Annotated in this window: 11 protein-coding genes; 7 read left to right on the plus strand and 4 right to left on the minus strand. The window is 72.0% G+C overall.

Going from position 1 to position 20,699, the window contains the following annotated elements; all coding sequences use genetic code 11:
* Positions 1 to 22: 22 nt before the first annotated feature.
* Both A6A29_RS01595 and A6A29_RS01600 read right to left on the minus strand, forming a co-directional pair.
* A complete protein-coding gene (locus A6A29_RS01595; protein ID WP_073718090.1) occupies positions 23 to 394 on the minus strand; it encodes a WhiB family transcriptional regulator in 372 nt (123 codons plus the stop codon).
* Positions 395 to 553: 159 nt separating this feature from the next.
* On the minus strand, positions 554 to 1,228 hold the full coding sequence (locus A6A29_RS01600; protein WP_073718091.1) for a DUF1707 SHOCT-like domain-containing protein: 675 nt from the start codon (positions 1,226 to 1,228) through the stop codon (positions 554 to 556).
* A 305-nt stretch (positions 1,229 to 1,533) separates the two neighbouring features.
* Here A6A29_RS01600 and A6A29_RS01605 point away from each other — a divergent pair, with 305 nt between their 5' ends.
* A complete protein-coding gene (locus A6A29_RS01605; protein WP_073718092.1) occupies positions 1,534 to 3,201 on the plus strand; it encodes a fumarate hydratase in 1,668 nt (555 codons plus the stop codon).
* 223 nt (positions 3,202 to 3,424) lie between these two features.
* Here the strand turns inward: A6A29_RS01605 and A6A29_RS01610 are convergent, their stop codons facing one another.
* A complete protein-coding gene (locus A6A29_RS01610; protein ID WP_073718093.1) occupies positions 3,425 to 4,426 on the minus strand; it encodes a LuxR C-terminal-related transcriptional regulator in 1,002 nt (333 codons plus the stop codon).
* A 256-nt stretch (positions 4,427 to 4,682) separates the two neighbouring features.
* Here A6A29_RS01610 and A6A29_RS01615 point away from each other — a divergent pair, with 256 nt between their 5' ends.
* From A6A29_RS01615 to A6A29_RS01640, 5 genes are all read left to right on the plus strand, one after another.
* Entirely contained in the window at positions 4,683 to 6,014 is a 1,332-nt protein-coding gene (locus A6A29_RS01615; RefSeq protein WP_385732089.1) for an MFS transporter, read from the plus strand.
* On the plus strand, positions 5,959 to 9,246 hold the full coding sequence (locus A6A29_RS01620; RefSeq protein WP_073718094.1) for a type I polyketide synthase: 3,288 nt from the start codon (positions 5,959 to 5,961) through the stop codon (positions 9,244 to 9,246). Before A6A29_RS01615 ends, A6A29_RS01620 begins: the two co-directional genes overlap by 56 nt.
* Positions 9,243 to 15,230, plus strand: coding sequence for a MupA/Atu3671 family FMN-dependent luciferase-like monooxygenase (locus A6A29_RS01625; RefSeq protein WP_241838289.1), 5,988 nt, complete (start codon positions 9,243 to 9,245; stop codon positions 15,228 to 15,230). The genes A6A29_RS01620 and A6A29_RS01625 overlap by 4 nt, the downstream gene beginning before the upstream one ends.
* Positions 15,227 to 16,525, plus strand: a complete 1,299-nt coding sequence (locus tag A6A29_RS01635; protein ID WP_073718095.1) for a M18 family aminopeptidase — start codon at positions 15,227 to 15,229, stop codon at positions 16,523 to 16,525. The genes A6A29_RS01625 and A6A29_RS01635 overlap by 4 nt, the downstream gene beginning before the upstream one ends.
* A 157-nt stretch (positions 16,526 to 16,682) precedes the next feature.
* Positions 16,683 to 17,402, plus strand: a complete 720-nt coding sequence (locus A6A29_RS01640; protein ID WP_073718096.1) for a thioesterase II family protein — start codon at positions 16,683 to 16,685, stop codon at positions 17,400 to 17,402.
* Between the two features lie 130 nt (positions 17,403 to 17,532).
* Here A6A29_RS01640 and A6A29_RS01645 read toward each other — a convergent pair whose 3' ends face one another.
* Positions 17,533 to 19,068 carry a ricin-type beta-trefoil lectin domain protein gene (locus A6A29_RS01645; RefSeq protein ID WP_073718097.1) on the minus strand — a complete coding sequence of 512 codons (1,536 nt, stop codon included), beginning with the start codon at positions 19,066 to 19,068 and terminating at the stop codon, positions 17,533 to 17,535.
* A gap of 106 nt (positions 19,069 to 19,174) precedes the next feature.
* Here A6A29_RS01645 and A6A29_RS01650 point away from each other — a divergent pair, with 106 nt between their 5' ends.
* Entirely contained in the window at positions 19,175 to 20,578 is a 1,404-nt protein-coding gene (locus A6A29_RS01650) for a class II fumarate hydratase (protein ID WP_073718098.1), read from the plus strand.
* The last annotated feature ends 121 nt before the right edge of the window (positions 20,579 to 20,699 follow it).

Raw genomic sequence — 20,699 nt, forward strand, 5'->3', positions numbered from 1 at the left:
GCAGCCCCCTCACCCATGTTCCTCAGCCCGCCGCGGCTATCTGTTCCGTCGGCGCCGCCGACGTGAGCTCTATCTCGCGCCTACGGCGCCGGGCGAGCACCACGCGGCGTTCCGCGGCGGTCAGGCCGCCCCACACCCCGTACGGCTCGGGTTGCATCAAGGCGTGCTCCTGGCACGCCACCATCACCGGACAGCGGGCGCATACGCGTTTGGCGGCCTCCTCGCGGGACAGTCGGGCAGCAGTCGGCTCCTTCGACGGGGCGAAGAACAACCCGGCTTCGTCCCGGCGGCACACCGCCTCCGAATGCCAGGGTCCCGCCTGGTCTTCCCGAGCGGGAGTGCGCTGGGGAGGAACGGCGACGACCTGCAGAGTCTGATGCGGCGGTTGCGGCACGGTCTACTCCTGACGACGGCTTCGCGAGCGAGAGACGATGCAGCATTCCCTACCCGCTGTGCGCGTGCCTAAGCGCTGCGTGGCACAGGCTTCCGGGGCGCGCAATTGCACCCGCGGCGCACTTTGGCCGGATCCCGAAGCCCGTCCACCACCGCCCGCTCAGCGGCCGAGGTGTTTGCGCAGTTGGTCGTGGAGGTCGGCAATGAACTTGCCCCGCTTGGGCTTTGCTTCCACGTTCCCGAAGACGGAATAGCCGTTCACCACGACGACCGGTGCTTCCGGATCTGCGGATTCCAGTGTCGTCACTTCGAAATTACCGAAAACACCCGTCCCGCTGCCGCGCAGCGAGATGTTCTGCGGCACCTTGATCTCGACACTGCCGAAGATGGACGTCGCGTTGATGACGGTGAGCCGTTGGCCGAAAAGAGCCTCCGTCAGATCGATCTCCACGGTGCCGAACAGCGCGAAGGCGTTCGTACGGCCACCGACCCGCCAACGCCCTTTCCTGGTCGAGCTGGAGAAGATCGCCACGAGGTTGTCCGCCGGCCCGGCCGGGCCCTCGGGGCCGTAGGCGTAGGGCCGCGCACCGGGCTGCGGGGCGGTGGCGCCGGGCGCGGGCAGGTCGCGGACCAGCGGTTCGAGTTCGCCGAGGGTCTTGGCGCGGTACACCAGGTCGATCCGCTCGGCGTGCTCCTCGGCGGTCAGCCGGCCCTCGGCCATGGCGTCCCGCAGGATGTCCGCGATCCGGTCGCGGTCGGCGTCGGAGGCTCGGATACCGGCCGGTGCGGGTTCAGCCGGGGCGACGGGCTGCTGGGGCTGCTTTTCGAGGTCCACCGATCCAGCGTACCCAAACGCGATAGATCGCGACTAGGGGCAGTCCGGGCGATCCGGCCAATCCTGGGCGATCACCGTCCGGTTCGTCCCGCCCGGCGGGGCCTTGAATCCGGGAGTGACTCCTCCCCGGATCCGGGTCCGCTCCGGGTCCGCTCCAGGTTTGCTCCGGGTGCGCTCCAGGCCCGTTCCGGGTCCGCTCCAGGTGAGCCTTACCTCACAGGATCAGCAGCCCCGCGGCGTTCTACGCTGGTGGATGCGCTGCCCAAAGGAGGTCAGCCGCTGTCGCCGAGTGAGGAATGGCCGTAATGCCAGAGTTTGCGTACTCCGATCTGCTCCCCCTGGGAGAGGACACCACGCCCTATCGTCTGGTGACCGCCGAGGGTGTCTCCACCTTCGAGGCCGATGGCCGTACGTTCCTCAAGGTCGAGCCCGAGGCCCTGCGCACGCTCGCCGCCGAGGCCATGCACGACATCTCGCACTTCCTGCGCCCGGCGCACCTCGCGCAGCTGCGCCGGATCGTGGACGACCCCGATGCCTCGTCCAACGACAAGTTCGTCGCGCTCGACCTCCTGAAGAACGCGAACATCGCCGCCGCGGGCGTCCTGCCGATGTGCCAGGACACCGGCACCGCGATCGTCATGGGCAAGCGCGGCCAGAACGTGCTGACGTCGGGCGGTGACGAGGAGGCCCTGTCGCACGGCATCTTCGACGCGTACACCAAGCTCAACCTGCGCTACTCGCAGATGGCCCCGCTGACCATGTGGGACGAGAAGAACACCGGCTCGAACCTCCCGGCGCAGGTCGAGCTGTACGCCACCGACGGCGGCGCGTACAAGTTCCTCTTCATGGCGAAGGGCGGCGGCTCCGCCAACAAGTCGTTCCTCTACCAGGAGACCAAGGCGGTCCTCAACGAGACCTCCATGATGAAGTTCCTGGAGGAGAAGATCCGTTCGCTGGGCACCGCGGCCTGCCCGCCGTACCACCTGGCGATCGTCGTCGGCGGTACGTCGGCCGAGTTCGCGCTGAAGACCGCGAAGTACGCCTCCGCGCACTACCTGGACGAGCTGCCCGCCGAGGGCTCCCCCACCGGGCACGGCTTCCGGGACAAGGACCTGGAGGAGAAGGTCTTCGAGCTGACGCAGAAGATCGGGATCGGCGCGCAGTTCGGCGGCAAGTACTTCTGCCACGACGTACGCGTCGTCCGGCTTCCCCGGCACGGCGCCTCGCTGCCCGTCGCCATCGCCGTGTCCTGCTCGGCGGACCGCCAGGCCACCGCGAAGATCACCGCCGAGGGCGTCTTCCTGGAGCAGTTGGAGAGGGACCCGGCGCGCTTCCTGCCGGACACCACCGACGACCACCTGGACGAGGCCGCGGATGTCGTGCGGATCGATCTGAACCGGCCGATGGACGACATCCTCGCCGAGCTGACCAAGTACCCGGTCAAGACCCGGCTCTCGCTGACCGGCCCGCTGGTCGTGGCGCGCGACATCGCGCACGCCAAGATCAAGGAGCGGCTGGACGCGGGCGAGGAGATGCCGCAGTACCTGAAGGACCACCCGGTGTACTACGCGGGGCCGGCGAAGACGCCCGAGGGGTACGCCTCCGGTTCCTTCGGCCCGACGACGGCCGGCCGCATGGACAGCTATGTCGCGCAGTTCCAGGCTGCGGGCGGCTCCAAGGTGATGCTGGCCAAGGGCAACCGGTCCCGGCAGGTCACCGACGCGTGCGACGCGCACGGCGGCTTCTACCTCGGCTCCATCGGCGGCCCGGCCGCCCGCCTCGCGCAGGACTGCATCAAGAAGGTCGAGGTCATCGAGTACGAGGAACTCGGCATGGAGGCGGTCTGGAAGATCGAGGTCGAGGACTTCCCCGCGTTCATCGTGGTCGACGACAAGGGCAACGACTTCTTCACCGAGCCCGCCCCCGCGCCGACCTTCACCAGCATTCCGGTACGGGGCCCCGGCCTCGGCTGACCGACGTACAGGCCGGCCGGCGCACGGACCGGCCGACGGACCGGCCGACTGACCGACGTACAGGCCGGCCGGCGCACGGACCGGCCGACTGACCGACGTACAGGTGAGCAGTGGGTGGGGCGTTCCGGGCGGAGCGCCCCCACCGTGCGTTTCCGGCCACCGCGCCGGCACGCCCCCCTGCCACTGCCCCACCGCGTTCCCGGCGGCCGTCGCCGTACGCCGGTCAGCCGTCCAGCAGGCCCGATGTCGCGACCAGATAGCCGAGCTGGGCGCGGCTGTTGCTGCCCAGTTGCTCGGAGACCTTGCGCATGTGCTCGGCGACGCTGCGCCTGCTCATGCCGATGCGCCGGGCGATCGCCGCGTCCGTCTCGCCGTTGACGACCGCCTGGAGGATCGCGCGCTGGAGGTCGGAGGTGATGACGGGGGTGCGCAGCGGGGCGCGTTCGGGGCGGACGGGGACCGAGCGGGCCCATGCCTCGTCGAAGTGCCGGACCAGGAAGCGGACCAGGGGCGGGTGCTGGATGCGCAGCGCGTTGTGCGGTTCGTCGGAGAACGGGATGAACGCGAGGTCCCGGTCGAACACGATGATCCGGTCGGCGACCTCGGTGAGCGTCCTGACCTCGGCGCCCGCCTCGGTCACCTGCTCGATGTACGCGAGCGTCGTGCGGTCCGAGCGGACGGTGTGCTGGTAGATCGTGCGCTGCCGGATGCCGCGCCGTAGGTTGTTCAGGTCCCGGGGCAGCGACTCCTGGAGGATGTGCGCGGGACGGCCGCCGCCCGGGTGCGCGGTGCGCACCTCCTCGCGGCAGCCGCCGACTCCCGCTTCGAGGGCCTTGCTGATGACGGCGTGCCCCGAGAGCCGGGTGAGGGCGGGCTGTTGGAGCCGGTGCACATCGGCGTACAGGCCCTCGAAGGCGGCGAGGGCGGCGCGCGCCGAGCGCAGGGTGCGGCGCTGTTCGAGGATCGCCTCCTCGATGGGGGCGAGCGCGGCGAACGACGCGGTCTCCGGCGGCACGGGCATCATGAAGCCCGGTGATTCCCGGTCGGTCACCATCAGATGCAGGGCGCGCAGACAGCCGGCCACCTCGCCCCGCGGAAGGCTTCCCTCCAGGAGCGCGCGCCGGTAGGTCGTGAGTGCCGTCTCGCAGGGCCGCTCCGGCATCGGGCGGTCCGGCGTCGATTCGCGGCAATCACATACCGGTGGGAGGGATTGATCGTCCTGCACAAGTATGCAGATTACCTTTGTGCAAACGGGACTACATCGGTGAGTGCTCCGCCTGCACGAGTATGTGCGGGTGACACCCGGTATCAACGGCAGCGACAGCGAATCGAACAGCCCAACAGCGAACGAAGCGGACAGCGAAACAGGTGGAGAAACGGAGAACGCGGCGGTGAGCTCTGTCAACACGGCGCGTTCCGAGCGGCGTTATCGATTCCTCGTCGCGGGATACGCCGTCTCTTCGTACGGCACGTTCCTGAATATGGTGGCGCTCAATCTGTTCGTCTATGAGACGACGGGCAGAGCACTCGCCATGGGCCTGTTCATGGCCGTGCGGCTGGCTTCCGGATTTGTCGCCGGACTGATGGCGGGCGGGCTGCTCGCCCGCTTCACGGCGAAAAGCATCATGCTGTGGGTGAATGTCGCGCAGGCGGCGGTGATGCTGCTGCTCATTCTGGCGCCGGACGGCCTGCGCACGGCCGCGCTGATGTCCGTCTCGCTGGTCATCGGGGCGTGCGGAACGCTGTTCATGGTGTCGTTGCGCAGTTCGATCCCGGAGATGGTCGGCGAGGACCGCCGGGCCTGGGCGAACTCCCTGTCGATCACGGGACGTTCGCTGGCGATGGTGGCGGGCTTCGCCTCGGCGGGTGTGGTGGTGTCCCTGGTCGGGTACACCGCGGCCTTCGCCGTCGACATGGCGACCTTCGCGGCCTGCGCGGTGACGGTGGCCCTGCTGCCGATCACCGGGGGCGGCAGGGGTGCGGGCGCCGCGCCGGATCCGGAGGGGGATTCCGGCGGGCGCGCGGGGGAAGGGCCGACACCGGAGTCGGCCGAGGGCGCGGCGGCGAAGGGGACCGGGCGGCGCGGGGCTCTCGCCTTCCTCGCAGGGCGGCGACGGAGGCCCGTCGCGTTCCTGGCGCTGGCCGCCGCGCCCGGCATGGGCCTGATGGTGGCGCTGCGCGGGGTGGACGCGTTCGGTTCGTCCTCCCACAACGCGGCGCTGCCGATCTACTCCACCGAGTTGGACGCGTCGAACCCCGCGGTGTTCGTGTCCGCCTTCTGGTGTGTGTGGGCGCTGGGCAACATCGGCGCGCAACAGGTGATCCAGCGGTACGCGAAGCGCACCGGGCGGTCGGTGGGCGCGCTGGGCTTCGGTTACGGGACCGTCGTGATGTCGGCGGCCTTCATCCTGGCCTTCGCCGGTTTCCCGCTGCCCGTGACAGCGGTGATCGCGCTGGTCGCGGGCGCCGCGGACGGCCTCACCGAGGTGTCGTACACCTCGCATCTCCAGACACTCCCGGCCGGCCTGCGCGGCCATGCCTTCGGGCTCTCCGCGACGTTCGAGAACCTCGGCTTCGGGGTCGGCATGATCCTCGTGGCCGCCGCTCTCGACCGGTACACCTCCTTCACCGTGGTCGCGTGGTCCCATGGGGCTGCCATCGTGGTCGCGCTGGCGTTCCTGCTGCGGGTGGCGGGGCTGCGGAGGGGAGAGGCAGTTGAAGGACAACCGCATCGCGGTGAAGGACCGTCGCACAGCGGTGAAGGACCGTCCCATCGCGGTGATCGGGACGGCGCTGAGGTTTCCCGGAGCTGACAGCACCGAGGAGTACTGGCGCGACATCCGCGCCGGTGTCAGTCATGTACGCCGCTTCACCGAGGCCGAGTTCGCGGCGGCCGGGGTGCCGGAGTCGGAGTACCGCGCCCCGGGGTACGTCGGGGCGAGCGCGCTGCTGGATTCCGTGGACGGTTTCGATGCCGCGTTCTTCGGGATGAGCGGGCGGGAGGCGGCGCTCACCGATCCGCAGCAGCGGCTGTTCCTGGAGTGCTGCTTCCACGCGCTGGAGGACGGCGGATACGCACGGCCGGACGGAGCGGTACGGATCGGGGTGTACGGGAGCTCCGGCTACCGCCTGTACTCGCTGCACAGCTATCTCGCGGAGAACCTCGCCGCGGAGTCCCGGTCCGGCGACTGGATGACGGCCAAGCAGGTACAGGTCGGCACCTACCCGGACTTCACGGCCAACCGGGCCGCCTACCGGCTCGGCCTGACCGGTCCCGCGGTGAACGTGGCGACGGCCTGTTCGAGCGCGCTGGTCTCCGTACATCTGGCGTGCCAGGCGCTGCGGGCCGGGGACGCGGAGCTGATGCTGGTGGCCTCCTCCGCCCTGCATCTGCCGCAGATCACCGGGCACCGGCCGGTGAAGGGCTCCACGCTCTCCCCCACCGGCACGGTCCGGGCGTTCGACGCGGACGCGGACGGCACCGTCGGGGGCAACGGGGTCGCCGCCGTCCTGCTGAAGCCGCTGGACCGGGCGGTCGCCGACGGGGACACCGTGCGCGCCGTGATCCTGGGCTCGGCCGTCACCAACGACGGGTCGGACAAGGCGGGGTTCGCCGCACCGGGGGTCGCCGGGCAGCGCGACGCGGTGCTCGGGGCGCTGCGCGCGGCCGGGGTCCCCGCGGAGTCGATCGGCTATCTGGAGGCGCACGGTACGGGCACGCTCAAGGGCGATCCGATCGAGTTCGCCGCCCTGACGGAGGCGTTCCGCCGGCACACCGGCCGGACCGGATTCTGCGCCCTGGGCTCCACGAAGCCCGCCATCGGCCATCTGGACAGCGCGGCCGGGCTGGCCGGGCTGATCAAGGCGATCGAGGTGCTGCGGCACGGGATCGTCCCTCCGCTGGTCAACTTCTCCCGGCCCAACCCGGCGCTCGCGGTCGACGACAGCCCCTTCGTCCTGCCGGCCCAGGAGCGGGACTGGCCGGTGAGCGGCGTACGGCGCGCCGGTGTGCACTCCATCGGCATGGGCGGTACCAATGCGCACGTGATCATGGAACAGGCGCCCCCGCGTGCGGAGCGGACGGCCGGCGCGCCCCCGCGTGCGGAGGACGTGCCCGGCGCGGGCGGTGCGCCGGTCCCGGCGCTGCTTCCGCTGTCCGCCGCGAGCGGGGACGCGCTGGTGGCGTACGCCCGCTCGGTACGTGACCATCTCGTACGCCGACCCGGGACGGCCCGCGCCGATCTGCTGGTCACCACCGCGCTGGGACGGCGCCTGCTCCCCCACCGGCTGGTCGTCACGTCCGCCGACCCGGTCGCCGGGCTCGACGCCTTCCTCCGGGACAGGGCGGCGGGCGGGGCGGCGGACAGGGCCTCGGACGGGGCCTCGGACGCGGCGGCGGGCCGTGCGTCCGGGGAGGAGTACGTGACGGGGGTGGTGGACGGGGAGGGTGCGATCGAGCCGGTCTTCCTGTTCAGCGGGCAGGGCGGCCCGCGCCCCGGCATGGGCGCCGAACTGTCGGCCCGCTTCCCGGTGGTGGCCGCGACACTCGCCCTCTGTGCCCGGCTGTACGAGGAGGAGACCGGCCACCGCGACTTCCTGGCCCGGGTGGTGGACGGGCGGGGGCCGGAACGGTGGGACACGGCGTTCGCCCAGCCCGCACTGTTCGCCCTCCAGATCGCCCAGGCCCGGCTGTGGGAGGAGCTGGGGGTCACGCCAGGGCGGGTCGCCGGACACAGCGTCGGCGAGTACGCGGCGCTGTGCGTGGCCGGGGCGATGGACGTCGAGGACGCGATGCGCCTGGTCTGCCGGCGCGGGCAGCTGATGCAGCACAACGTGGCGCCCGGCGCCATGATCGCCGCCTTCGTGCCGCGCGAGCGGGTACGGGAACTGCTGGCCGCGGTCGACGGGCTGGAGCTCGCCGCGGTCAACGGCACGGCCGTGCATGTCCTCGCCGGCCCCCCGGCGGCGGTCGCCGCGACACGGTCCCTGCTGGCGGTCCGGGGCGAGGCGTACGAGCCGCTGGACCTGGACCGGGCCTTCCACACCGCGCTGCTCGACCCGATTCTCGACGATCTCCGGATCCTCGCCGAGAAGACGGAACTCCGGCCGCTGCGCACGGAGTTCGTCAGCGGGCTGGACGGCGCCGTGCGGCCCGTCGGCTGGCTGCCCGACGCCGACCACCTGGTCCGGCAGGCCCGCCGCAGAGCCGACTTCGCCGCGGTACTGGACACCCTCGGCGATGCCCCCGTCCTGCTGGAGCTCGGACCGTCCGCCGTGCTGAGCGGGATGGCCCGCCGGGCCCTGCCGGACGCCGTCTGCGTACCGACCCGGCAGTGGGAGCGGGCGGTGGCCCGGCTGCACTGCGCGGGGACACGTGTCGACTGGTCCGCGCTGCTCGCCGGGTACGGCGGGCGGCGGGTGCCGCTGCCGACGTACCCGTTCCGGCATCAGTCGTACTGGTCCGGTCCGGCCCCGGTACGGGCTGCCGCGATCCCGCACATATCCACACGCTCGACGGAGGATGGCATGACCGAACAGTCCGTACTGGACCGGGTGCTGGAACTGGCCGCCCGCCATCTGGGCCACCGGCCCGCAGAGGTCGGCGCGGACCGGTCGTTCGTGGGGATGGGCGCGGACTCGCTTCAACTGATCGGCATGGTCCGGCAGTTGGAGGCGGAGTTCGGTACGGAGCTCGCCATGCGGGAGATCCTGGAGGAGGCGGGGACCCCGAGACTGACGGCCCGGCTCATCGCGGGCCGGACGGCACAGGAGCCGGGCCGTGCGCAGGACGGTGCGCAGGACCAGGGGCAGGACCAGGGGCACGAGCGGGCGCCCGAGCAGGTGCCTGCGCAGCGACAGGCGCCGCAACCGGAGCCGGAGCGACCGCGCGGAGCGCCCGACGGACCCGTGTACGCCACTCGCGCCGAGGTCGAGGAACTGTCCCGCCAGATAGGCACGTTGGCGCAGACCCAGGCCGCGATGCTGACCCAGCTCTCCGCCGCGGTGGCCCTGCTGACCGACCGTACCGAGGCGGCGGACCGATGAGCACGGCGTACGGCGAGGACCGGAACGCCACGGCCGAGGCGGTGGCCAGGGCGGCGGCGCTCTCCCGGCAACTGACTCAGCAGCTCGCCGCCGCCGAACGGGACCGCACGCGGCGAACGGCACCTCGGCCGCCGCAGCCCACCGCGCCGCCGGACCCGGCGCCGGGCGCTCCCCCGGCCGCCTCCCACGGCCCCCGCCTCGTCGTGGAGGCGTCGGGCGGCATGGCCGGGGCGCGGGCCGACGCCGCGCAGCGCGCCCACACCGCGTCCCTCGTCGACCGGTTCACCGAGCGGACCCGCACCTCCAAGCGGCTCGCCCAGCAGCACCGCCCGGTGCTCGCCGACAGCCGGGCCGTCGTCGGGTTCCGCGACGCCACCAAGGAGATGCTCTACCCGATCGCCGCCCGTTCGGCGCAGGGCTCCCGGCTCACCGACGTCGACGGCAACGACTACACCGACATCACCATGGGCTTCGGCTCCCTGCTCTTCGGCCACGAACCGGAGTTCGTCACCGAGGCCGTCCGGCGCCACCTCTCCCGGGGCCTCCGCCTCGGCCCCCGCTCCCCCGACACCGGCGAGGCCGCGGCGCTGCTCGCCGAGCTGACGGGGCTGGACCGGGTGGCCTTCGCCGCTTCCGGTACGGAGGCGAACTCGGCGGCCGTACGGCTGGCCCGCGCCGCCACGGGCCGCGACAAGGTGGTCATGTTCCGCGGCTCGTACCACGGGCACATCGACTCCGTGCTCGGCCGCCCGGGTGGTCCGGACCACCACGCCGTCCCCGTCTCGCGCGGCATCCCGGCGAGCGCCGTCGCCGAACTGATCGTGCTGGAGTACGGCGGCCAGGAAGCCCTCGACACCATCGACGCGCTGGGCGACCGCATCGCCGCCGTCCTGGTCGAGCCGGTCCAGTGCCGCAATCCCGCCCTGCGCCCGGTGGAATTCCTGCGCTCCCTGCGCGAACTGACCGCGCGCCGGGGCATCGTGCTGCTCTTCGACGAGATGCTGACCGGGCTGCGCCCGCACCCGCGCGGCGCCCAGGACCACTTCGGGGTCGTACCCGACCTCGCCACGTACGGCAAGGCGCTCGGCAGCGGCTTCCCGGTCGGGGCCGTGGCGGGGCGGGCCGATCTGCTCGACGGGGTCGACGGTGGCTTCTGGAGCTACGGGGACAACAGCCGCCCACCGAGGGAGACCACGTTCATCGGCGGCACGTATATGCAGCACCCGCTCTCCATGGCGGCGGCGAAGGCGGTGCTCACCCATCTCAAGGAACAGGGGCCGGGGCTCCAGGAGCGGCTGAACGCCCGCACCGGAGCACTCGCCGGACAGCTCAACGACTTCTTCCGGGACGAGGAATTCCCCCTGGAGCTGGCTCACTTCGGCTCGATGTTCCGCTTCACCCACCGCGCCGACATGGAGCTGCTCTACCACCACCTCCAGCTGCGCGGCGTGTACGTGTGGGAGTGGCGCAGCTTCTACCTCTCCACCGCGCACACCGACGAGGACGTGGCGGCGGTGGCGGACGCGGTGACGGGGTCACTGCGCGAACTGCGCGACGGCGGTTTCTTCCCCCGTACGGAACCGGCGCCGAGGCGCGCGAAGCGGCCGGTGCGACCGGTGCGCCCCGCCCCCGACTTCGGGGTGTACTTCTTCGGCGACCATCCGGAGCGCGGCACGTCCCCGGAGAGCGGCGCGTCCCCGGAGAGCGGCGACACCGCCGCGTACGCCACGAGCACCGCCGAGGCGTACGACGCGGTCTTCGAGACGGCGCGCTTCGCCGACGAGCACGGTTTCTCCTCCCTCTGGCTGCCCGAGCGGCACTTCCACTCCTTCGGCGGCCTCTTCCCGAACCCCTCCGTCCTGGCCTCCGCGCTGGCCCGCGAGACCGGCCGTATCCGGATCAACGCGGGCTCCGTCGTCCTGCCGCTGCACGATCCGGTGCGGGTCGCGGAGGAATGGTCGGTCGTCGACAACCTCTCCGGCGGCCGGGTCGGCATCGGATGCGCCACCGGCTGGCACGCCCAGGACTTCGCGCTGCACCCCGACCGGTTCGCCGGCCGGCGCGAGATCGCGTTCGCGCACCTGGACGAGGTCCGCAGGCTGTGGCGCGGCGAGGCCGTCCGGCGGCTCACGGGCGAGGGTGCCGAGACCGAGGTGCGCATCCATCCGCGGCCGGTCCAGGAGGAGCCGCCGCTGTTCCTCGCCACATCCGGGCAGCGCGCCTCGTACGGGGAGGCGGCCCGGCGCGGGCTCGGCGTCGTCACCAATCTGATGAGCCAGACCGTGGCCGAGCTGACCGCGAACATCGCGCACTACCGGCAGGTCCGCGCGGACTGCGGGCTGGACCCGGAGACCGGCCGGGTGACCGTCCTGGTGCACACCTACCTCGGTACGGACCACGACACCGCGCGGGCCGAGGCGCTGGAGCCGATGAGCCGCTATCTGCGGTCCTCGCTGCTGCTGCGGTCGGCCGCCACCGCGCTCGGCCGGAGCCCGCAGGACGTCGCGGAGGCGAGCGAGGAGGACCTCGACTATCTGTTCCGGCGGGCCTACGACCGGTACTGCGACCAGCGGGCTCTGATCGGTACGCCGGAGAGCGTCGCGCCGTTCGTCGACGCGCTGCACCGGGCGGGCGTGGACGAGATCGCCGCGCTCGTCGACTTCGGGGTGGGGCGGGAGCAGCTGCGCTCGGGGCTCGCTCAGCTGGACGTGCTGCGCCGGCGCACCCGGGAGCGGGTGCGCGAGACGGTCGCGCCCGCCACCTCCGCGCAGCGTCGGCTGTGGCTGGCTTCCCGGCTGCTCGGCGACTCCGCCGCGTACAACGAGACCCAGGCGGTACGGCTGCGCGGGCCGCTGGACGAGGCCGCGCTCCGTACCGCCGTGGACGGGCTGGTGGAGCGCCATGCCGGACTGCGGACCGTGTTCCGGGCCGGGCGGGGGGACGGGCGGGGCGACGAGACCGTGATGCAGGTCGTCCGGTCCGGGCAGCGCGTTCCGCTGCGGGTCACCGATGCCCACGGACAGCGGCCCGACACGGCGATCGGAGCAGTGCTCTCGGAGGAGAGCACCCGTGTCTACGACCTGGCGGTGGGGCCGCTCTTCGCTCCCCGGCTGGTCCGACTGGCCGAGGACGACCACGCGTTGGTGCTCGGCCTGCATCACCTCATCACGGACGCCCACTCGGCCGGACTGATCGCGGCCGACCTCCAGGAGCTGTACCGGGCGGCGGCCGCCGGTCGCCCGCCCGTGTTCGAACGGCCCGCGGGGACGACCGTCGGGGCCGCCGAGCCACCCCGCACCGAGGCCGACCTCACCTGGTGGCGCGAGTGTCTCGGGGAGAAGCCACCCGTCCTGGAGCTGCCCACGGACCGGCCGCGCGGGCGCCGGGTGGCGGGGCGCGGCGGTGCGGAGGCCCGCACGCTGGACCGGGAGCGGACGGATCTGCTCCGGGAGTGGAGCGGAGAGCGGGGCGTCACCCTGTTCGCCACGCTCTGCACGGCCTGGCAGCTGGTGCTGCGGCGGCGCTCGGGGCAGGACGATTTCCTGCTCGGCACGACCTTCGGGCGGCGTCTGCCGGAGACCCTGGACACGGTCGGGTTCCATGTGGCGCTGCTGCCGTTGCGGCTGAGGGCGACCGATGCGACGCCGGTTCCGGAGGCCGTACGGGCCACGGGGCGCGCCCTGTTCGACGCGGAGGAGCACAGCCGGGTGGACCTCGACGCCCTGCTCGCCGCGGTCCACCCGGCTCCGGGCCGTCCGCGGCCGTTGATCACCGTGTCGATCGACCTGGACGGCGCGCCGCTGGCCGGAATCGAACTACCGGGTCTGCGGGCGGAGGAGGTGGCGGCGGGGACGGAGTCGGCCCCGCTGGAGCTGGCCCTGATGGCCACCCGCACGGCGGCGGGCGGACTGCGGCTGCGGCTGCGCTACGACGCGGATCTGTTCGACGCCGGGACGGCGCTCGGGTACCTCACCGAACTGGACCACACCCTGCGGTCGATGACCGAGGACGGCGAGGAACGGGAGGAAGGGACCGGGGGCGAGGACCGGGGCGGATCGGCCGGTGACAGGACGGCGGCCGTACTGCGGGAGGTGTGGGAGGCCGTCCTCGATGTGCGCGGCTTCCCCGCCGAAGCCAATTTCTTCGACCTCGGCGGCAACTCCATCGCCGCGATCCGGCTGGTGAACCGGGTCCGCGACACGCTCGGCGTCGACTACCCGCTGGCGGACTTCTTCGCCGAGGCCACGTTGCGGGCGATGACGGAGCAGCTCACGGACGGGATCACGGACGAGGTCCCGGAGGGCGTACCGGAAGAGGTCCGGGAGTGCGTACCGGAAGAGGTCCGGGAGTGCGTACCGGAAGAGGTCCGGGAGGGCGTACCGGAAGGGGCACCGGAGAACGTAGCGGAGACCGTCCTCGACCGTGCCCCCGTCAGCGCCCAGCAGGCGCGGATGATCGCCGGTCACCACGCCGTCCCGCAGGCCGAGGTGTGGAACGTGCCGACCCGGATCACGTTCACCGGGCCCCTGGACCCCGAGGCGCTGCGGTCCGCCGTCGCCGAGGTGATCGCCCGCCACGACTCGCTGCGGACCCGCTTCGTACAGGACTCCGGCGGGGAGGGGTCCGTACCGGAGGAGCCCCAACCCGAGGATTCCGTACCGGAGGAGCCCCAACCCGAGGATTCCGTACCGGAGGAGCCCCTGCCCGAGGGGCCCGTACCCGAGCAGTCCGTACCCGAAGGTTCCGTACCGCAGCAGCCGGAAGGTGCGGCGGGCGGCGGTGACTGGTGGCAGGAGGTCGTGGCCCCCGCTCCGCTCGTCCTGCCCGTCGAGGACCTCACCGCACTGCCGCCCGGCGAACGGGCGGCGCGCGCGGAGGAGTTGTGCCGGGAGACGGCCGCGAGCGGCTTCGATCTGGGCCGGCCCGCCCTGCCCAAGCTGCGGCTCCTGCGCGTCGAGGAGGACCGCTGGGCACTGATGTTCGTGCTGCACCACATCACCGTCGACGGCTGGTCCCTGTCGCTGCTTCTCGCGGAAATCGCCGAGCTGTACACCGCGGCGGCAGCGGGCGTGACGCACACGCTCCCGGCCCCGGCCCTGCAGTCCCCGGAGTACGCCCGCCGGCAGCGCGCGCACCACGACCCGGCGACCGAGGCGGCCAGGGCCGCCTACTGCGCCGCGTACCTGGACGGGGTGCCGTCCGCCGTCCCCGTACCCACCGACCGTCCGCGCCCGGAGCGGCTGAGCGGGCGCGGGGACACGATCCGCTCCGTCGCCTCGGGCGAGGTGCGGGCGGCGGTGGAGGAGTTCGCGGGCGCCCGGCACACCACCCCGTTCGCGGTCGCGGCGGCGGCCCTCGGGGTGTTCCTGACCCGGCTCTCCGGGGAGCCGGACATCCTGCTGAGCGTTCCGTACGCCAACCGTGAGGGCACCGAGTCCGAGTCGCTCGTCGCGATGACGTCGACCGCGGTGATGGTGCGCGTACGACAGGATTCAGCCAATCTCGCGGAGAGCTGCGCGGAGTTCGCGGTGCGCACCGGGGTGGGAGCGATGGGCGCCATGGCGCATGTCCTGCCGACCGCGCGGATCATGCAGGCGATGCGGGATGCGGGCGCCGACAGTGTCCCCGACCGGGTGCCGCACGTCCTGGCGTTCCAGAATTCCGTCGACACGGACATCGAGATACCCGGTCTCCGGGTCGAGGTGGCCGATCTGGCACCGCCGCTTTCCCGCAGCGAGCTGTGCTTCGGGCTTGCGCCGCGACGGGACCCTGCGATGGGTTATCGGACGTTCCTGGAGTTCTCCTCGGACCTCTGGAACCGGGAAACCGCCGAGAACCTCCTGTCCTCGTACACCGAACTGCTCGCCGAGTTCTGTGCCCGGCCCGACCGGCCGGTCCGCGAACTCCTGGAAACGACCGAAGTGCCATCAGTGTTCTCACCCTCGCAGTCACAGCCGAACACCGGAAAGGCGGACGCCGTATGACGCCGGCCCCCCACCGCAGCCACACCGACGACCTGCTCTCCTTCATCGCGGCCAGCCCTTCGCCCTACCACGTGGTGGCGAGCGCCGCCCAGCGCCTGGAGAAGGCCGGATTCCGCGAGCTGCGCGGTACGGACGACTGGACCGGGGCGACCGGCGGCTGTTTCGTCACCCGTGCCGGTGCGCTGATCGCCTGGTACGTCCCCGAGGGCGCCCCCACCCACACCCCCTTCCGGATCGTCGGCACCCACACCGACTCGCCGAACCTGCGGATCAAGCCGTCGCCCGACACCGGGACGGCGGGCTGGCGCCAGATCGGCGTGGAGATCTACGGCGGGGTCCCGCTCAACACCTGGCTCGACCGCGACCTGGGCATCTCCGGCCGGCTCGCCCTGCGCGGCCCGGACGGCAGCCCCCGCAACCGGCTCGTCCAGATCGACGAACCCCTGCTGCGGGTCCCCCAGTTGGCCATTCACCTGGACCGCACGGTCAACGAGGGCGTGGCACTCGACCGGCAGCGGCACATCGCCCCGATCTGGGCCCTGGGCGATCCGCAGGAGGGCGCGCTGCTGCGCCGGGTGGCGGCGGCGGCCGAGGAGGACCCGGCCGATGTGCTGGGCTGGGACCTGATGCTGCACGACATCCAGCCGCCCGGATACCTGGGGGTCGACCGGGAGTTCGTGGTTTCGTCCCGGCTGGACAACCAGATCTCGGTGCACGCGGGGGTCACGGCGCTGGTCGAGGCGGCGACCGGGGTCGAGGAGCCCCGGTACATCCCGGTGCTGGCCGCCTTCGACCACGAGGAGGTCGGCAGCGGCTCGGAGACCGGGGCGCAGAGCCCGCTGCTGGAACGGGTCCTGTCGCGTTCCGTCTCCGCTCGGGGCGGCAGCGGCGAGGACTGGTCTCGGGCCCTGTCCGGCGCGTTCTGCGTCTCCGCCGACATGGCGCACGCGGTGCACCCCAACTACGCGGAACGGCACGACCCGGACCACCGGCCGCTGCCCAACGGCGGCCCGACGGTCAAGGTCAACGTCAACCAGCGGTACGCCACCGACAGCACCGGCATCGCGGTGTTCACGGCGGCGTGCGAGCGGGCGGGCGCCCCGTGGCAGCCGTTCGTCTCCAACAACGCGATGCCGTGCGGCACCTCGATCGGTCCGCTCACCGCGGCCCGGCTGGGTGTCACGACGGTCGACGTGGGGGTGCCGGGGCTGTCCATGCATTCGGCGCGCGAACTGTGCGGTGCGGACGACCCGGCGTATCTGGCGGCCATCCTGGGCGCCGTCATGGCCGGCTGAGGACTGACCCAGGAGGGGCCGGCCGAACGCCTCCCGGCGTCGGACGGCCCCTTCGCCCGGCCGCCCCGCACCACCACACCGCCCCGCACCACCACACCGCGCCGCACCACCGCTCGCCCCGCTCATATCTCCGAACCGGAAGAAGGACCGCACGACCGTGGAAGAGACCGTCCTGATCTGCCTGCCCTTCGCCGGGGCCGGTCCCTCGTTCTTCACTCCGTGGCAGGCACTGGCCCCGGCGGGTCTGCGGGTGCTGCCGGTGCAGCTGCCGGGCCGTGAGAAACGGTTCGTCGAGCCCGCGTACACCTCGGCCGCCCCCGCCGTGGAGGACGCGTACGCGCAGGTCACCGCCGCGCTCGGGACGGGCGGGAGCCGGGTGGTGCTGTTCGGGCACAGCATGGGCGCGGTGCTGGCGTACGAACTGGCGCACCGGATCGAGCGGGCTCCCGGCACGGCGGGGCTCCGGCTCGACGCCCTCGTCGTCAGCGGTTCGCCCGGACCGTGGACGGTCAGGACCGACCGGGCGGGCGGGCTGCCGGACGAGGAGTTCGTGGCGCGCGTGCGGACCTTCGCCGGGTATGCCCATCCGGCGCTGGAGGACCCGGAGATGCGGGAGCTTCTGCTGCCGTCGCTCCGGGCCGACGTCCGGCTCCACGAGACGTACGTGCCCTCGTCGGACCGTCCGCTGTCGGTGCCCGTCACCTCGGTCAGGGGCCGGACGGACACCCTGGTCGGGGCTGCCGAAGCGGCGCAGTGGAGCCGGGCGACCACGGGGAAGCTGACCGTGGCCGAGCTGGACGGCGGCCATATGTATCTGGCCGAGCGGCCGGAAGCGCTGCTGGAGCTGGTGGCCGAAGGCGTCGGCCGGGAACGCTGACCGGGGACGCCGACCGGGAGCGGCGTACCAGGAGCGGTGCTCCGGTGAGGGCGAAGGGGGAGGGGGTGGCCGCGTTGCCGACGGCCGCCCCCTCCCCCGTTCCCCCGTGCTTCGGCCCTGCGGGTCTCCCCTACACGAACCGCTGCTTCGCGCTGCCGTCGCACGCCTGGAGCTTCAGCGGGTCCTTGGCCCCCGCCAGCGTCAGGCAGAGCCCGGTCGCGGCGGCGGGGCGGACGGTGCCCGCCTGCTGCACGAACTTCTGGTTGGCCGCGCCCGAGCAGTCCCACAGGACGAGCGTGGCACCGGCGTCGTACTTCGCGCCCGGCACGTCCAGGCACCGGTCGTGGCTGAGTTCCGTGCGGACCGTCTTCGCGGTGGAGTCGTACCACCAGCCCTGGTTCCGGCCGTCGTGGCAGTCCCAGCCGCCGATGGCGGTGCCGTTACGGGTCTCCGACGCGGGGACGTCCACGCAGCTGCCGGTGGCCTCGCTCTTCAGGGGCTTGAAGACGTCGTCCCAGGCGGCTGCCTGGAGCACCGGACTGCCCGTGCTGCCCGGGTCGGCGCAGCCCGCCTCGCGCAGCGAGGAGTTGTAGATCTGGGTGAGGCAGGAGGCGAAGGCGCGGTGGCCCGCCGCGTTGGGGTGGAACGACTGCCGCACCGAGTTGGCGTCCGGCAGGCCCGGCTTGGAGAGGTCGATGTAGAGTCCGCGCGCCCAGGTCTGCTGGGTGCAGACCTCATGGCCGTGGAAGAGCCGGGAGTTGTCGAGGAAGACGGCTCCCGTCGAGGCGGCGGCCTTGCGCATACCGACCTCGAAGGCGGGGACGGCGGTGTTGCGGCCCCAGACGGTGTCGGAGTCGTAGCCGAGTCCGCCGCAGACGAGCTTCCCGGGGAAGTCCGGGTTGTCGCGGAAGTCCGGGCCGATCGGGCTCGGGTAGCCCATGACGACCAGCTTGTAGTCGCTGTTGGTGTAGCCCGCGCCCGTCATGACGGTGCGCAGGTCACGGACCGTCTGCTCGACCTTGGGGACGAGCGCGTCGACCCGGGCCTGCCAGCCACCGGCGTACTTGGGCTCGCAGGGGCCCTGGAGGCTGATGTAGCGCACGACGCAGTCGGTCATGACCGGACCGAACTGGAGGTCGTCGTTGGCTCCGGCCACCAGCACGATCATCTTGATACGGGTGTTGCGCGCCTTCACGGCGAGGCTGTCGCTCTGGACCAGCTCGTCGGCGTACTGCTTGGATCCGCCGATCTTGATGTTGCCGGTGTAGGCACCGGAGCACGAGACGTTGTACGTGACGTCCGCCGCGATGCCCGTACGGTGGATGGCGGCATCGGGCGAGCGGTGGCACCAGTTGTCCGGGCCGTTGGTGCCGGACTCGTACGTGCCGACGCCCTCCCCGGAGATCTCGCTGTCGCCCAGCGAGATCAGCCCGGTCTTGCGGTCGCCGAGCGGCCGCTCGGCGGGGCTGCCGTACAACTGGGTGGCCTCGGCTGCCCGGACGGCTTCCAGTTCGGGCGGGAGCGGGGTGGATGCGGTAGTGGTGGTACGGGACTCGGTCGCGCCTGCCGGTCCGGCGGCAGCCATGCCGCCGACGGCCGCCGCGAGGGCCGCGACGGCCGCGACCGTACAGCGAAGCCCGCGAAGTCTGAGCCTGGTGCGCCTCATTGCGCCTCCTGGTGAGTTGTTACCCACGGTATTTACTGGTCGGTAGGCGCCAAGGGAATACGTAGAACAAGACAAGTGCTCAACTTTTTCAGGAGGTTTAAACACCATGGACGATTCGTCGGGCGCCACGGAGTACCGCATCGAGCACGATTCGATGGGTGAGGTGAGGGTCCCCGCGCACGCCAAGTGGCGGGCCCAGACCCAGCGGGCCGTGGAGAACTTCCCCCTCTCCGGGCAGCGTCTGGAGCGCGCCCACATCGAGGCACTGGCCCGGATCAAGGCCGCCGCCGCGAAGGTCAACGCGGAGCTGGGGGTGCTCGATCCGGACATCGCCGCCGCGATCGGGGACGCGGCGGCGGAGGTCGCCGAGGGCCGGTGGGACGAGCAGTTCCCCGTCGATGTGTTCCAGACCGGGTCCGGCACCTCGTCCAACATGAACACCAACGAGGTCCTCGCCACTCTCGCCACCGAGCGCCTCGGCCGTGAGGTCCACCCCAACGACCACGTCAACGCCTCGCAGTCGTCCAACGACGTGTTCCCGTCCTCCATCCACATCGCCGCGACCGCGGCCGTCACCGGGGACCTGATCCCGGCGCTGGACCATCTGGCGGCTGCCCTGGAGCGGAAATCGGCCGAATTCTCGGAGGTCGTGAAGTCGGGCCGTACGCATCTGATGGACGCCACCCCCGTGACCCTGGGCCAGGAGTTCGGCGGCTACGCGGCCCAGATCCGGTACGGCGTCGAGCGGTTGCGCGCCTCGCTCCCCCGCCTCGCCGAGCTGCCGCTGGGCGGTACGGCGGTGGGCACCGGGATCAACACCCCGCCCGGTTTCTCCGCCGCCGTGATCGCCGAGGTCGCCGGGACCACCGGGCTGCCGCTCACCGAGGCCCGCGACCACTTCGAGGCGCAGGGCGCCCGGGACGGGCTCGTCGAGACCTCCGGCCAGCTCCGGACGATCGCCGTCTCACTGACCAAGATCTCCAACGATCTGCGCTGGATGGCCTCGGGCCCCCGCACCGGACTGGCCGAAATCAGCCTGCCCGACCTCCAGCCGGGCTCGTCGATCATGCCGGGCAAGGTGAATCCGGTCATCCCGGAGGCCGTACTGATGGTGGCCGCCCAGGTGACGGGGAACGACACGACGGTCGCCGTCGCGGGCGCCGCGGGCAACTTCGAGCTGAACGTGATGCTGCCGGTGATTGCGAAGAACCTGCTGGAATCGGTACGGCTCCTCGCGGCCGCCTCCCGGCTGCTCGCCGACCGCACGGTGGACGGCATCACCGCCCATGTGGAGCGGGCCCGCGCGTACGCGGAGTCCTCGCCGTCCGTGGTGACCCCGCTGAACAAGTACATCGGCTACGAGGAGGCGGCGAAGGTCGCGAAGAAGTCCCTCAAGGACGGCACCACGATCCGCGAGACGGTGCTGGCCTCGGGCTATGTCGAGCGCGGCGACCTCACCCTGGAGCAGCTGGACGAAGCACTGGACGTGCTGCGCATGACCCGTCCGTGAGGTAGGCGCACGCCCCGTACGTCAGGTACGGGCACGACCCGTCCCTGACGTACGACGCGCGACGCCTGACCGCCTGGCCGCCTGACGCGCGACGCCTGACGCACCCCCGAGCTGCCGCGTG

The sequence above is a fragment of the Streptomyces sp. TSRI0281 genome, assembly GCF_001905125.1.
Lineage (GTDB): Bacteria > Actinomycetota > Actinomycetes > Streptomycetales > Streptomycetaceae > Streptomyces.